Below are 12,882 nucleotides of genomic sequence, written 5' to 3' on the forward strand. Positions count from 1 at the left end.
GAGCACGGCGGGACCGGGTCGATGCACGCCGGTGCAGAGGATGGACGACGGAGGACGCCGGGGTGTTCCCGGAGCGGGATCAGCCGGTGCCGTCAAGCCGGGAGGAGAGCGCGGAGGCCAGCTTCGACGCCCGCGGGGAAGGGCGGGCGCCGGCGGCGACGAGCACGTCGCCCACGGCGGCCAGGATCGGCTCGGAGCCGTCGACGAGCTCGACCTCCAGCTCGCGCCAGCTGCGCACCTCGGGGACGTCGCCGGGAGCGGTCGCGGCCACCGTCGCGGTCACCGTGTCGTCGGCGAGCTCGGCCAGCACCCGGCCGGCCGCGTCCCGCAGCGCGGTGACCACCCGCCGGGTGCGCATCGTCACCACCGGCCCGGGCACCTCCCCGGCCAGGAGCCCGGCGACCACCTCCAGGAGCTCGGCCGGTGCCACGTCGGTGCCGTGCGCCAGCGGCGCGTGCAGCTCCCGGCGGGCCCCGTCCGCCGGGAGCTTGAGGTGCCAGCCCTCGTCCGGCCCCCCGGTGCGGCGGCGCAGGGTGACCCGGGCGCGCACGAGCCGGAGGTCCGGGGTGTCGTGGTAGACCGCCGCCAGCTGGTGGACCACCGGGGCGTCCACGACCGCGACGCCGGGGACCGCGTCCAGGGACGGCGGCACGAACGCCTCGTCCACGTCGAACTTCCGCTCGATCTCGAGCTGCTCGGCGACCACGGCCCGACCGTAGGGCACCGACCGGGGCGGCGGCCCACCGGCGCCCTGGCTAGCGTGACCGCCATGGCCCGGACCGATACCGATCCCCGGTGGGCCGTCGCGGCCGCCACGCCGTGGGCGGTGTGGGCGGTGCTGCGCCGCGCCGGCGCCGAGCGGGGCTTCCCGCTGGTGCCCGCGCTGGCGTTCACCCCGTACGCCGCCGCCGCCGCCGTCGTCCCCCTGGTCGCGGCCGTGCGGGCCCGGTCACGGGCGGGCACCCTGCTCGCCGCGGCGGCGGGCGCCACGCTCGGCGCCGCCGTGCGCTCGCACCGGGGCAGGCCGCCCGCCGGCGACCCGCCGACGGGGCGACGGGTGCGCATCGCCACGGTGAGCCTGCGCCGGGGGCTGGTCCCCGCCGAGCCGGTCGTCGAGCTGGTCCGCCGGCACGGGGTCGACGTCCTGGCGGTGCAGGAGCTCACCCCGGAGGCCGAGGGGCGCTTGACCGCCGCCGGGCTGGCGGAGCTGCTGCCGCACGCCCACGTCATCCCCGCCCGGCCGGGCAGCGTCGCGGCGGCCTCCGGTGGCGTCTGGAGCCGGTTGCCGGTCGACGGCCGCGGAGCCGTGCCGGGCGGCTTCGAGCAGCCGACGGTCCGGCTGCCGATCGGCGCGGGGCCCGCGCTCGAGATCACCGCGGTGCACGCCGTGCCCCCGGCGACGTCACCGGCCGCCGTCCGCGCCTGGACCGCCGACCTCGCCGCCCTGCCGGCTCCCGATCCGGCGGTGCTGCGGGTGCTCGCCGGCGACTTCAACGCCACGCTCGACCACGCGGCGCTGCGCGCGGTCCTGCGGCTGGGGTACCTGGACGCCGCCCGCGCCGTCGGCGTGGGGCACACCTGGACCTGGCGGCCGCTGCGGGTCCCGGTCCCCCGGCTGGCCCTCGACCACGTGCTCGTCGATCCGCGACTCGCCGTCGCCGGCTGCGGCTTCGTCCCGGTGCGGGGCAGCGATCACCGGTCCGTGGTGGTCGACCTGGTGGTGCCGGGCGGCTGAGGCGCGGCAGCCGATGTTCACCGACCCCGCCCGGTGGGCAGCCTTGTACGGCGGGACGCGCGACCGGGCGCGCCGCATGGAGGGAGCCGACCCATGTTGAGCGAGCACCAGGTCGCGGAAGCGATCGGCAGCACCGCCTACGGCGACGGTGGCGACAAACTGGGCACCGTCGAACACTTCTTCGTCGACGACCGGACCGGTGAGCCGACCTGGGTGGCGGTGACCACCGGCCTGTTCGGCACCCGGCACTCGATCGTGCCCGCCCGCGAGGCCTCCTGGGAGGACGGCCGACTGCGGCTGCCGGTCACCGCGGAGGCGGTGACGAGCGCCCCGGCCGTCGGCGGGAACCACCTCGACCCGGGCGAGGAGGCCGAGCTGCGGCGCCACTACGGCATCGACGAGGCGCGGGGCGCGGGAACCGGCGGTGGGCGCCACCGGGAACCCGACGACGCCGCGACCCCGACCGACGGCGCCATGACGCGGAGCGAGGAACGGCTGCGGGTCGACACCGAGCGGGTCGCCGACCGGCGGGTCCGCCTGGTCAAGTACGTCGTCACCGAGGAGGTGCAGGTGACGGTGCCCATCCGGCGCGAGGAGATCCGCCTGGAGGAGATCCCGCTGGACGGCACCGCGGCGGCCGGGGACGCCCCCCACTCCGGTGAGTCGCTGGTGCCCGAGGACACCGCCGCGACGGGCCTGCCGGACGAGATCGTGCTGCACGCCGAGCGTCCTGTGTTCGGTGTCGAGGTGGTGCCCGTGGAGCGGGTGCGGCTGCGCACGGAGGTGGTGGAGGGCCGGGAGACGGTCACCGAGCAGGTGCTGCGCGAGCAGATCACCGTCGACCAGGACGGCACGCCCCGGAGCTGACGGCCGCCGGCCTCTCAGCCGCGCCGGTCGGGGAGGAACCGCAGCCGGTCGCGGGTGGCCGCCACCTCGGCGGCGTCGACGTCGGCGAGCACGAGGGTCTCGGTCCCGGCGGCGGTGGCCAGCAGCTCGCCCATGGGGTTCACGATCCGGCTGTCGCCCGTGTGCTCGGTGCCGTCCCCGGCGGTGCCCACCCGGTTGCACCCCACGACGTAGGCCTGGTTCTCGATCGCCCGGGCCTGCAGCAGCGTCTGCCAGTGCAGGCGCCGGGCGGCCGGCCAGTTGGCCACCACCACGTAGAGGTCGGTCTCCAGGGCGGCGCGCCAGAAGACGTCGGCGAAGCGCAGGTCGTAGCAGATGAACGGGGTGATCCTGAGCCCCCCGATGGTCACCGTGAGTGGCCCGTCGCCGGCGCGGAACCGCTCGTGCTCGCCGCCGTGGCTGAACGGGTGCAGCTTGCGGTAGCGGTGCGTCCCGCCGTCCGGCCCGGCCAGGACGAAGGAGTTGTAGGGCAGCTGCTCCCCCGGCGCGATCTCCGGGCAGCTGCCGCCCACCCACACGCCCTGCTCGGCGGCCTGCGCGGCGAGGAACGCCGCCGACGGCCCGTCCTCGGGCTCCCCGATGCCCGGCGTCATCGAGAACCCGGTGGAGAAGGTCTCGGTGAGCAGCACCAGCTCGGCGCCGGCGGCGGCCGCCCGGGCCACCTGCGGGGCGAGCCGGGCGAAGTTCGCCCCCCGGTCCTCCCAGACGATGTCGTGCTGCACCGCTGCGACCCTCATGCCAGCCTCCTCAACCGCTCGACCGCCTCGCCGAGCACGTCATCCCTCTTGCAGAACGCGAACCGCACCAGGTGCCGCCCGAGGGCGGCGTGCTCGGGCGTGTAGAAGACCACGGTCGGGACGGCGACCACGCCCGCCCGCTCCGGCAGCGCCCGGCAGAAGGCGAGCCCGTCGCCGTCGGGCTGCACCCCGCGGACGTCGACGGTGGCGAAGTAGGTCGCCTGCGGGCTGATCACCGGCAGCCCGGCCTCGCGCAGCCCCGCCACCAGGACGTCGCGGCGGTACTGCAGGTCGCGGGCAATACCGGTGAAGTACGCCTCCGGCAGCCGCAGCCCCGCGGCGACCGCGGGCTGGAACGGCCCGCCGTTGACGTAGGTGAGGAACTGCTTGGCGGTGCGGACGGCGGCCACCAGCGGAGCCGGGCCGCAGACCCAGCCGACCTTCCAGCCGGTCACGTTGAACGTCTTGCCGCCGCTGGAGACGACGAGCGTCCGCTCGCGCATGCCGGGCAGCGTGGCGAGGGAGACGTGCTCCGCGCCGTCGAACACCAGGTGCTCGTAGACCTCGTCGGTGACCACCGTGAGGTCGTGCGTGGTGGCGAGCTCGGCCAGCACGGCCAGCTCGTCGCGGGTGAGCACCGTGCCGGTCGGGTTGTGCGGGGAGTTGACCAACAGCAGCCGGGTGCGCGGCGTGATCGCGGCGCGCAGCTCCGCCTCGTCGAACACCCAGGGGCCCGAGCCGTCCGCGGGCGCGTGCAGCGGGACGGGGCGCACCACGCCGCCGGCCATGGCGACCGAGGCGCTGTAGCTGTCGTAGATGGGCTCGAAGAGGACCACCTCGTCGCCGGGCTCCAGCAGGGCGAGCATCGCCGCCGCCAGCGCCTCGGTCGCGCCGGCGGTGACCAGCACCTCGGTGTCGGGATCGTAGGTGCCACCCGAGAACCGCTGCCGGTGCTCGGCGACGGCGGAGCGCAGCTCGGGGATGCCCGGGCCGGGCGGGTACTGGTCGGCGCCGGTGCCGATGGCGGCGCGGGCGGCGTCGAGCACCTCCGCCGGGCCGGGGTAGTCGGGAAAGCCCTGACCCAGGTTGATCGACCCGGTGGCGACGGCGAGCGCGCTCATCTCGGCGAAGATCGTCGTCCCGAAACCGCGCAGCCGGGACGCCAGCGGTGCGGTCATGCGGCTCCTTTCCCGGGTCGGTTCCACGCGGCCCCCTGCAGGGTCCCGCGGCGAGCCTGCGAGTCGCGGGGGGCAGGGGGTCCTTCTTCAGGCGATGCGGACGTCCTCGTGGCCCTCGATCGCCACCACGTCGCCGGAGCGGAGCTGCCGGCCGCGCCGGTCCTCCGGCTCACCGTTCACCGTCACCGCGCCGGAGAGCAGCACGTCCTTGACCTGGGCGCCGGTGGGGACGGCGTCGACCAGCTTGAGCAGCTGGCCGAGCCGGATGCTGTCCTCGTCGGGACGCAGATCGACGGTGCGCACGGTCGTCAGTCTGCCGTCCGGCGCAGCTCGTCGCCGACCCGGACCTGCCCGGGTGCGAGGACGGCGGCCCGCACGGCGAGCAGCCCCTCCCGCTCGCGGTGCACCGTCTTGAGCACCGAGGTGTCGCGCGGGATGCCGCCGGGCTGCGGGCGGGTGGTCATCACGCACCGCGGGATGCCGGTGCCGAACCGCAGCCGCGCGCTGCCCAGGTCCGCCTCCGTGCCGCGCAGCGCGTCCTCGCCGGCGCCGTCCAGCACGACGTTGGCCCGGAAGCGGCGGCGGTCCCAGGTGCCCAGCGTGCCGGTGGAGACCAGGGAGAGCCGGATGCGAGGGCTGTCGTGGAACGGGCCGGGGGCGCCCTCCCACTGCCGCCACTCGTTCGGATCGGGCTCGTCGTCGCCCACGGCCGACTCGTAGGTGGGGACGGTGTCGTCGTCCCCGGCCGCCCGCAGCTCCACCCGGCGGCCGAGCCAGTCGGAGAGCACGGCCTCGTCGGCGGTGACCGTTCCGTCGGGGAGCACCACCTGGACCCCGCCGTCCGGGCGCACGCGGGCCGCGCCGAACAGCAGCTCGGGGACCCGGCGGGCGGTGAGGCCGAAGCCGGTGTCGCGGTCGAACAGCGCCCACCGCCGGTCGCCGCTGATGCCGAGCGGGCCGAGCTCCGCCTCGGCCAGCCGCTCGCCCTGCAGCGACTTCACCGGGTAGCGCCAGAGCTCCGCGACGCGCATCTCAGCCCGCCGGCGTCCAGGCGAGGGACCAGGTGCCGGCCCACTCCGCGCCCGGCTCGAGCACGTGCAGGTCGACGTCGTCGGCGAGCGCGTTGGGCGGGCAGGTCATCGGCTCGACGGCGAGGCTGCGCCGCCACTGGCCCTCGGGCAGGGTGTCGCCGCTGTAGACCTGCAGCCACGGCCAGGCGGCGTCGGCCGAGAGCAGCAGCTCCCCCGCGGCGCCGCGCAGCCGCACGCGCCACCACCCCTGGTCGTCCCGGTCGAGGTCGGTGAGCGGGACGTCGAGCGCCCGGTCGCCGATCCGGCCGACGGCGCCGTCGAACGGCCGCCGCTCCCCCGTCGGCAGGCCGCCGTCCAGCGCCAGCTCGGTGCGGGCCGGGAGCTCCACCTCCGCGTCGCCGATGCCGCCGTCCTGGGTGGCCCCGACGGAGAGGTAGGGGTGGAAACCGGCGCCGAACGGCGCCGGCCGGTCGCCGGTGTTGCGGACGCGGAGCGTGCAGGTGAGCCGGTCGGCGTCGAGCGTGTGGTCCACCGCGACGGCGAGGCGGAACGGATAGCCGGGGTGCGGCTCCACCGTCGTCCCGACCGTGACGGACCGGTCCGCCTCCGCCAGCACCGTCCACGGCTGCCAGGCGACCAGGCCGTGGATGGCGTGCGGCTCGTCGGGCGAACGGACGTCGAGCTGGAGCTCCTCGCCGCGCCAGCTCCACCGGCCGTGCCGCAGCCGGTTCGGCCAGGGTGCGAGGGTCGCGCCGCGCCAGCCGGGCAGCACCTGCCCGGCCGGGTAGCCGTCGAGGACCTCCCAATCCCCGACCACGAGCCGGCGAAGGGTCCCGCCGCGGAGGTCCAGGGCGAGGCGGGCGTCGCCGGCGGTGAGCTCCACCTCGGTGCGGTCGCTGGTGGGCCAGGTGTCGGGCATGCGCTCAGCTCACCACATCGCCGCCCCGCTGCCCCGGCGAGATCTGCACACTCGCCCCCATCGGGCCGTCGACGGGGGCCGGTGTGCAGATCTCGTGGGCTCAGGGGTGGTAGGTCACCTGCTCGGCGAACTGCAGGACCTGCTCCTGGGTGAACGCGTCGGGCACCTGGAGGGTGAAGGTCGTCCCGTCCTCGAACTGCGCCTGCAGGAACCAGCCGCGGTCCCTGGGCCCGTTGTCGACCCGGACCAGAGCTGCCGGCCGGCCCTGCACCACCACCTCCAGCTGCGGCCCCACCGGACCCATGAGGTTCGCGCGCACCTCGGCGAGCGGCGACACGTCCTCCGGCAGCGGCACGTGCACCGTGATCGTCTGCTGTTCGTAGGCGTCGTTCACCAGGGTGAGGACCCGCCCCATCTTGTAGAACTGCACCGACCAGCCCAGCGGAGCGAGCTCGGCGGCGAGCGTGGCCCGCTGCGGCCGATCGACCAGCGACTCGGCGACCGCGACCAGGTCGGCGGTCGCGCTGTACCGGCCCTCACCGGTCATCGTCACCCACTGGTCGTCCCTGCGTTCCCAGAGGAGCTCGGCGAAGCGCTCCCGCCCACAGACCGTCAGGCCGTCGTCGCAGTACACGTCCCGGGTCCCGTGGACCAGGTCGGCGGACACACCGTCGACGCTGATTTGCGAGCGCTCCGTGACGTCGACGTGCTCGAAGGAGTCCTCCCACCCGTCGGGCTCGTCCCCGTGCACCCCCACGGTGAACCGGTCGGCCCCGTCCGCGGAGTCGTACTCGGCGAAGCCGGCGGACTCCCCGTCCCCGGTGAAGCCGGGCCGCATCCCCACGGGCTCGGGCTCCAGCGACAGCGGGAAGGTCGGCATCCGGAAGTCCACCAGGGTCACGCTCTCTGCCGGGGTCCCCGGCCCGTCGGGCGCGGCGATGACGACGGCGGCGGCCCAGGCCGCCGCCACCGTGACGGCGGCCAGCCCGATGCGCAGGGTGGCCTTACGGCTCGGCCGGCGCGCCCGTCGGGGGGCCGGCCCCTCGATCTCGGCGAGCAGCGCGGCGCGGGCGGCCGAGCGGGCGGCGGGGGAGAGCGGCGGCGCCGCGGGGCCCGCCTCGCGCAGGAGCGTCACGTCGTTCATCGGTCCCCCTCCTCGGAGGTCGGGTCGAGCGGGAGGACGCCGCCGAGCGCGGCGCGGGTCTGGCGGCGAGCGCGGTGCAGCCGGGACCGCACCGTGCCGACGGGGACGTCGAGGACGGCGGCGATCTCCTCGTAGCCGAGCTGGCCCCAGGCGAGCAGCAGCAGGGCGTCGCGGTCGCGCGGCTTCAGGCCGGCGAGCGCCGCGGCGAGCGGGCCGCGCAGCGCCTCGGCGTCGAGCCGGCCGGCGGCGTCCCCTGGGTCGTCGCCGGGCCGCTCGGGCTCGGCGGCCGCGCGGGCCAGCGCCTTGTAGCGGCGCTGCTCGGTGCGCACGTGCCCGTGGACGACGTTCGTCGCGATGCCCAGCAGCCACGGCCGGACCTCGACGTGGTCGGCCCGGTAGGCCGCCCGGCGCCGGAAGGCGATGAGGAACGTCTCGCTGAGCAGGTCGTCGGCCAGCTCCCCCACCCGGCGGCCCAGGTAGCGGTGCACCGTGGCAGCGTGCCGGTCGAACAGCGGGGCGAACTCCGCCGGGTCGTCGACCGACCGGGCGATCAGCTCCGCGTCGCTGGGGAGCGAGTCGGGCAGGGCGCGCAGCCGCGGGGGTTCGGCGGGTGGACCGGCGGATCGGTGCAGCGCCGTCGGGGTCACGGCCGGTGGTGATCCGGCCGCGATCGGTGAAGTGGTCACATCCCTTGATGTCCGGAGCGGCGGATCTGGTTCACGGCTTCCTCCCGGGAGACCGCGGTCGCCTCCCCGCCGCCGGGAACGCCGGCGATCCCGCGGGAACGTCGCCGACGCTCAGCCCTGGCAGTTCTCGTCGCCATAGGCGCTGACGGTGTCCGCCGCGGCGAGGAACTCCGTCAGCTCCTCCTCGCCCAGCTGCCCCTCCGCGACCGCGCTGTCCAGGTCGCCAGCGGCAGGGAAGTTCTCGGCCATGTACCGGGCGGCCTCCTGCACCTCGTCCACCTCGTCGGGAACGCTGTCGGCCAGGTCCTCGAGCACCTCCCGGGCCTCCTCCCCGTCCTCCGGCTCGATCTCGGCGGTCGCCAGGTACTGGCCGCAGAAGTCCTCGACGCTGGAGCCACCGCAGGCGGTGAGGCCGAGCGGAGCGGTCGCCACGGCGGCGAGCAGGACGAGCTCCCGGATGCGCATGGCTCCACCCTCACACAGCGCGGCCGCGAGGAAGGGGACCGGCCGGTATCCGAACGGCCTCAGGTCGCGTCGAGCTCCTTCGCGAAGAACAGCGAGTCCACCGCGTCCGGGTCGCCCACGTAGTCCCCGAACGCGCCGATCGGCCGGTACCCGGCGCCCGAGTAAAGGCCGATCGCCTCCGGCTGTAGTGGGCCGGTCTCCAGCCGCAGGCTGGTCCACCCCCGGGCGCGTGCGGCGTCCTCCAGCCCGGCGAGCACCGCCTTCGACACCCCGCGGCCCCGTGCCGCCGGCACCACGTACATGCGCTTCACCTCGGCCACGCCGTCGCCGAGCGCCCGGAGCGCCCCGCAACCCAGCGGCGTCGCGTCGTCGTCGCGGGCGAGCAGCACCACGGCGACGTCGGCCGCGGAGGGGTGGGTGCCCGGCTCATCCTTGCCGCCGTAGCGGGCGCGGACCTCCGTCTGCTGGTCGGTGGTCAGCCGTCGCACGTCGGCGTCGTCCCACGCCGCTTCCTCCACCCGCACGGCGGAGATCATCACAAGGTGATGCCGTGCAGCAGCAGGACGGCCAGCTCCCGGTAGGCCGTCGCGTCGTCCAGGCCGGTCGCGCGCCCGGTGTCGCCGCGGCCGATGCGCAGCATCAGCGTGGTCACCGTGTCGGCAACCAGCGCCGGGTGCACCTCGCGGAACCGGCCCTGGGCGACGCCCTCGGCGATCAGCTCGCGCACCCGCCCGGCCGCCAGGGCGGTGTTGCGCTCGTAGATCTCCCGCCCCGGGGGAAAGGCGTCCAGGTCCCGGTGGAAGGCCGGCCCCGCGGGGGCGAGGGCGGCGGCGACCGCGGTCAGGTAGGCGGTCACCCGCCGGGCGGGGTCGGCCTCGGTGACGGTGCGCGCCTCCACCGCCGCCGTCGCCTTGCGGAAGAAGTGCCGGATCACCCGGAGCGCCAGCTGCTCCTTGCTCCCGGCCAGCGCGTAGAGCGTGCTCTTCGAGCAGCGCAGCCGGACGGCGAGGTCTTCGAGCGTGAACCCGGCGAAGCCCTCGGCGAGGAACACCTCCTCGAGCTGGTCGAGCAGCTCGGCCTGGCGACGGGTCAGCCGCCCCTCGGCGGTCTCCATGCCACCTCCTCCCGGCGGGCCAGCATGGACCTGGTCGCAGAACAGTACTGCGGTACGGTCAGCAGTACTGTTCCCCGACCTTCCGGAGGAGATCCGTGGCCGTCGAGCGCGAGCTGCCCACGCCCGAGGCCGAGGACCTGCTGGCCCTCACCCGGGAGATCGCCGACGCGGAGCTCGCGCCGAAGGCGGCGGCGTACGAGCGGGAGGAGCGCTTCCCCCGCGAGGTCTTCCGGCTGCTGGGTGACGCCGGCCTGATGGGCCTGTCGTTCCCCGAGGAGGTCGGGGGCGGCGGACAGCCCTACGCCGTCTACCTGCAGGTGCTCGAGGAGCTGGCGGCCCGCTGGGCGAGCGTCGCCCTCGGCATCAGCGTGCACACGCTCGCCTGCTCCCCCATCGCGAACTTCGGCACCGAGGCGCAGCGCCGGGACCTGCTGCCCGAGATGGTCGGCGGCGGGCTGCTGGGCGCCTACTCGCTGTCGGAGGCGCATGCCGGCTCCGACGTCGCCGCGATGCGCGCCACGGCCACCGCCACCGACGACGGCTGGGTCGCCCGCGGCGAGAAGGCGTGGGTCACCCACGGCGGGCACGCCGACTTCTACTCGACGTTCCTGCGCACGCCCGCGGACGGACCCCGGGGCGTCTCCTGCTTCCACCTGACGCCCGACCTGCCCGGGTTCAGCGCCGCGAAGCCCGAGGAGAAGATGGGCCTGACCGGCTCCACCACCGCGGCGATCCGCCTGGACGACGTGCCGATCCCCGCCGACCGGCTGGTCGGCGAGCCCGGGCGGGGCATGGCGATCGCCCTCGGGGCGCTGGACTCCGGGCGGCTGGGCATCAGCGCCGTCGCCGTGGGGCTGGCGCAGTCGGCCCTCGACGTCGCCGTCGCCTACGCGGTCGAGCGAGAGGCGTTCGGCCGCCCGATCGCCGAGCACCAGGGCGTGGCCTTCCTGCTGGCCGACATGGCGGCGGCCGTGGAGTCGGCCCGCGCCACCTACCTGGTCGCCGCCCGCCGCAAGGACGCCGGCAAGCCGTTCTCCCGGCAGGCCAGCATCGCCAAGCTGGTCGCCACCGACGCGGCGATGAAGGTGACCACCGACGCCGTCCAGGTGCTGGGCGGAGCCGGCTACACCCGTGACCACCCGGCCGAGCGGTACATGCGCGAGGCTAAGGTCATGCAGATCTTCGAGGGCACCAACCAGATCCAGCGCATGGTCATCGGCCGCCACCTCACCGCCCAGGCGGCCCCGCCGGCGGGCTGACCCGCGCCTCCACGCAGCTGACGGGTTCCACGTGGAACCGGTGACAGCTGTCAGTGGTCCACGCCCGCCCCGCCGGACCAGACTGGTGTCCCCGAGCGAGGAGAGCACCGTGCCCGAGCCCTACCTGCGCGCCGCCGACTCCGACCGCGCCGCCGTCGCCACCGCGCTCGGGCACGCCATGTCGGAGGGCCGGCTCACCGTCGCCGAGTACGACGAGCGCCTCGCCCGCGCCTACGCCGCCCGCACCTTCGGTGAGCTGGCCGAGCTCACCGCCGACCTGCCGGCCGCACCCGCCCGGCCCGCACCGGCGCCGGTTCCCGCGGGCACGAGCCCCTGCACGCCCGGCGCCACGCGCCACGGGTTCTCACACGGCCGGCAGGCCTGGGGATCGTGGTCGAGCACGGCGCTGCTCGTGCTGGCGATCTGGGCGGTGACCTCGATCGCCGCAGGCGAGTTCCTGTACTTCTGGCCGTTCTGGGTGATCGTCCCCTGGGGTGCCTTCCTGCTGATGGGCCACCTGGGGGAGCGGGGACGCCGCCGGCTCCCCGGCTGACGGGGGCTCGTCACACCCCGCGGTACAGCTCCGTGAAGGTCGTCCCGCCGTCGGTGGAGGCGAGGACCGCGCCCGGCACGGCGGACCCGGCCCGTTCCGGAGTTCGAGGGATCGGCGTTGCGCGACTGACCGACCGGCTGACCCGCGCCGGGGCTCAGGCCGGCAACAGCGTGGTGAACGTGGCGCCGCCGTCGGTGGATTCCAGCAGGCCGTGGTCGGCCACGACGAGGACGCGCACGTCGCCGTCGACGGTGGTCGCGGCCACCGCTTCCGGCGTCGCGTCCAGATGCCCGCGGTGGGTCCAGCTGGCCGCGGCGTCGGTGCTGGTCCACACCGCGCCGTCTGGTGTGATGCCGACCGCGGCCGTGCCGTCACCGAGCCAGGTGACCACCTGTAGCAGCGGAGCCCCGTCTACCGGCGCCCACGTCGCTCCGGCGTCGGTGGAGCGCAGCAGCCCGGCACCGGTGGTGGCCAGCACCTGGCCGTCGGGGGCGGCGGTGAGCGTGTGCGGCTCGGCCGGGATGGCCAGCTGCTCCCAGGTGGTGCCGTCGGTGGTGCGCAGCAGCGTTCCGTCGAAGCCCAGCGCACCGCCTCCGGGCAGGGCGGTGAGGGCGTGGAAGTCCGACTCGCCGGTGCGCGACAGCGGCGTCCAGGTCTCACCCCCGTCGGTGCTCTCGATGAGCCCGACCGGGTTGGGCAGGTCGGTGCGCAGCCCAGGGTGGCCCGAGGCCAGGTAGTGGTCGGGGCCGGCGACGGTGAACCCCATCAGGTCGATGACCGGGCCGACGGCTGCCGGCCGGCCGTCGTCACCGACGGTGACCAGCCCTTCGTGGGTGGCCAGCAGCAGTGCACCGTCGCCCGGGTCGACGGCGACGGCGTGCACGTGCGCGGCCGGCAGCGTGCCGGTGATGTCGCCGGGCGCGGGTGCGGCGGGTGTGCCGGTGGGGGCGCAGCCGGTGAGCAGGGTCAGCAGAGCGGCGCCGGCGAGGGCGGTACGGGCGGTGCGGCGCGTGGGCATGGTGGAACTCCATGGGTGGTGCAGAGGCGGATCGGGCGGGTGAGGTGGGGGGGGGGGGGGGGGGGGGGGGGGGGGCCCCCCCCCCCCCGCCCCCGCCCCCCCCCCCCACCAAAAACAAAATAAAAAACCTAAAAACA

16 protein-coding genes are annotated in these 12,882 nt (G+C 75.6%); 4 read left to right on the forward strand and 12 right to left on the reverse strand.

Going from position 1 to position 12,882, the window contains the following annotated elements; translation table 11 throughout:
• Positions 1-79 precede the first annotated feature (79 nt).
• Positions 80-706 carry a CYTH domain-containing protein gene (locus ACI8AP_RS13450; RefSeq protein ID WP_456589856.1) on the reverse strand — a complete coding sequence of 209 codons (627 nt, stop codon included), beginning with the start codon at positions 704-706 and terminating at the stop codon, positions 80-82.
• Between the two features lie 63 nt (positions 707-769).
• Here ACI8AP_RS13450 and ACI8AP_RS13455 point away from each other — a divergent pair, with 63 nt between their 5' ends.
• Positions 770-1,735, forward strand: coding sequence for an endonuclease/exonuclease/phosphatase family protein (locus ACI8AP_RS13455; protein ID WP_456589857.1), 966 nt, complete (start codon positions 770-772; stop codon positions 1,733-1,735).
• A gap of 93 nt (positions 1,736-1,828) precedes the next feature.
• Positions 1,829-2,602: a DUF2382 domain-containing protein gene (locus ACI8AP_RS13460; protein ID WP_456589858.1), complete on the forward strand. Its 774-nt coding sequence runs from the start codon at positions 1,829-1,831 to the stop codon at positions 2,600-2,602.
• Between the two features lie 14 nt (positions 2,603-2,616).
• Here the strand turns inward: ACI8AP_RS13460 and ACI8AP_RS13465 are convergent, their stop codons facing one another.
• The 10 genes from ACI8AP_RS13465 to ACI8AP_RS13510 all read right to left on the reverse strand — a co-directional run bounded on the left by ACI8AP_RS13465 (position 2,617) and on the right by ACI8AP_RS13510 (position 9,915).
• Complete coding sequence (locus ACI8AP_RS13465) at positions 2,617-3,378, reverse strand: nitrilase-related carbon-nitrogen hydrolase (protein WP_456589859.1); 762 nt, start codon at positions 3,376-3,378, stop codon at positions 2,617-2,619.
• Entirely contained in the window at positions 3,375-4,556 is a 1,182-nt protein-coding gene (locus ACI8AP_RS13470) for a pyridoxal phosphate-dependent aminotransferase (RefSeq protein ID WP_456589860.1), read from the reverse strand. The genes ACI8AP_RS13465 and ACI8AP_RS13470 overlap by 4 nt, the downstream gene beginning before the upstream one ends.
• Before the next feature lie 87 nt (positions 4,557-4,643).
• Complete coding sequence (locus tag ACI8AP_RS13475) at positions 4,644-4,859, reverse strand: RNA-binding S4 domain-containing protein (protein ID WP_456589861.1); 216 nt, start codon at positions 4,857-4,859, stop codon at positions 4,644-4,646.
• Positions 4,860-4,864: 5 nt separating this feature from the next.
• On the reverse strand, positions 4,865-5,587 hold the full coding sequence (locus tag ACI8AP_RS13480; RefSeq protein ID WP_456589862.1) for an MOSC domain-containing protein: 723 nt from the start codon (positions 5,585-5,587) through the stop codon (positions 4,865-4,867).
• Position 5,588: 1 nt separating this feature from the next.
• The gene (locus ACI8AP_RS13485; RefSeq protein WP_456589863.1) at positions 5,589-6,506 is read right to left on the reverse strand and encodes an aldose 1-epimerase family protein; all 918 of its coding nucleotides are present in this window, start codon (positions 6,504-6,506) and stop codon (positions 5,589-5,591) included.
• A 100-nt stretch (positions 6,507-6,606) separates the two neighbouring features.
• Complete coding sequence (locus ACI8AP_RS13490; protein WP_456589864.1) at positions 6,607-7,650, reverse strand: hypothetical protein; 1,044 nt, start codon at positions 7,648-7,650, stop codon at positions 6,607-6,609.
• Positions 7,647-8,336, reverse strand: a complete 690-nt coding sequence (locus tag ACI8AP_RS13495; RefSeq protein WP_456589865.1) for an RNA polymerase sigma factor — start codon at positions 8,334-8,336, stop codon at positions 7,647-7,649. Before ACI8AP_RS13495 ends, ACI8AP_RS13490 begins: the two co-directional genes overlap by 4 nt.
• A 111-nt stretch (positions 8,337-8,447) precedes the next feature.
• Positions 8,448-8,801 (reverse strand): hypothetical protein, encoded by a 354-nt coding sequence (locus ACI8AP_RS13500; RefSeq protein WP_456589866.1) that lies wholly within the window; start codon positions 8,799-8,801, stop codon positions 8,448-8,450.
• Positions 8,802-8,860: 59 nt separating this feature from the next.
• Positions 8,861-9,337, reverse strand: a complete 477-nt coding sequence (locus ACI8AP_RS13505) for a GNAT family N-acetyltransferase (RefSeq protein ID WP_456589867.1) — start codon at positions 9,335-9,337, stop codon at positions 8,861-8,863.
• Positions 9,337-9,915: a TetR/AcrR family transcriptional regulator gene (locus ACI8AP_RS13510; RefSeq protein WP_456589868.1), complete on the reverse strand. Its 579-nt coding sequence runs from the start codon at positions 9,913-9,915 to the stop codon at positions 9,337-9,339. Before ACI8AP_RS13510 ends, ACI8AP_RS13505 begins: the two co-directional genes overlap by 1 nt.
• Before the next feature lie 95 nt (positions 9,916-10,010).
• Here ACI8AP_RS13510 and ACI8AP_RS13515 point away from each other — a divergent pair, with 95 nt between their 5' ends.
• Positions 10,011-11,174 carry an acyl-CoA dehydrogenase family protein gene (locus ACI8AP_RS13515; RefSeq protein ID WP_456589869.1) on the forward strand — a complete coding sequence of 388 codons (1,164 nt, stop codon included), beginning with the start codon at positions 10,011-10,013 and terminating at the stop codon, positions 11,172-11,174.
• Positions 11,175-11,283: 109 nt separating this feature from the next.
• Complete coding sequence (locus ACI8AP_RS13520) at positions 11,284-11,727, forward strand: DUF1707 SHOCT-like domain-containing protein (RefSeq protein WP_456589870.1); 444 nt, start codon at positions 11,284-11,286, stop codon at positions 11,725-11,727.
• A 154-nt stretch (positions 11,728-11,881) separates the two neighbouring features.
• Here ACI8AP_RS13520 and ACI8AP_RS13525 read toward each other — a convergent pair whose 3' ends face one another.
• Positions 11,882-12,745: a F510_1955 family glycosylhydrolase gene (locus ACI8AP_RS13525; RefSeq protein WP_456589871.1), complete on the reverse strand. Its 864-nt coding sequence runs from the start codon at positions 12,743-12,745 to the stop codon at positions 11,882-11,884.
• Positions 12,746-12,882 lie beyond the last annotated feature (137 nt).

It is taken from the genome of Blastococcus sp. SYSU DS1021, from assembly GCF_054050995.1.

Bases quoted from the DNA above. Each gene is read 5' to 3' on its own strand.
- ACI8AP_RS13455 (WP_456589857.1), top strand. From the start codon at position 770: ATGGCCCGGACCGATACCGATCCCCGGTGGGCCGTCGCGGCCGCCACG.
- ACI8AP_RS13460 (WP_456589858.1), top strand. From the start codon at position 1,829: ATGTTGAGCGAGCACCAGGTCGCGGAAGCGATCGGCAGCACCGCCTAC.
- ACI8AP_RS13465 (WP_456589859.1), bottom strand. From the start codon at position 3,378: ATGAGGGTCGCAGCGGTGCAGCACGACATCGTCTGGGAGGACCGGGGG.
- ACI8AP_RS13470 (WP_456589860.1), bottom strand. From the start codon at position 4,556: ATGACCGCACCGCTGGCGTCCCGGCTGCGCGGTTTCGGGACGACGATC.
- ACI8AP_RS13480 (WP_456589862.1), bottom strand. From the start codon at position 5,587: ATGCGCGTCGCGGAGCTCTGGCGCTACCCGGTGAAGTCGCTGCAGGGC.
- ACI8AP_RS13485 (WP_456589863.1), bottom strand. From the start codon at position 6,506: ATGCCCGACACCTGGCCCACCAGCGACCGCACCGAGGTGGAGCTCACC.
- ACI8AP_RS13490 (WP_456589864.1), bottom strand. From the start codon at position 7,650: ATGAACGACGTGACGCTCCTGCGCGAGGCGGGCCCCGCGGCGCCGCCG.
- ACI8AP_RS13500 (WP_456589866.1), bottom strand. From the start codon at position 8,801: ATGCGCATCCGGGAGCTCGTCCTGCTCGCCGCCGTGGCGACCGCTCCG.
- ACI8AP_RS13505 (WP_456589867.1), bottom strand. From the start codon at position 9,337: ATGATCTCCGCCGTGCGGGTGGAGGAAGCGGCGTGGGACGACGCCGAC.
- ACI8AP_RS13510 (WP_456589868.1), bottom strand. From the start codon at position 9,915: ATGGAGACCGCCGAGGGGCGGCTGACCCGTCGCCAGGCCGAGCTGCTC.
- ACI8AP_RS13525 (WP_456589871.1), bottom strand. From the start codon at position 12,745: ATGCCCACGCGCCGCACCGCCCGTACCGCCCTCGCCGGCGCCGCTCTG.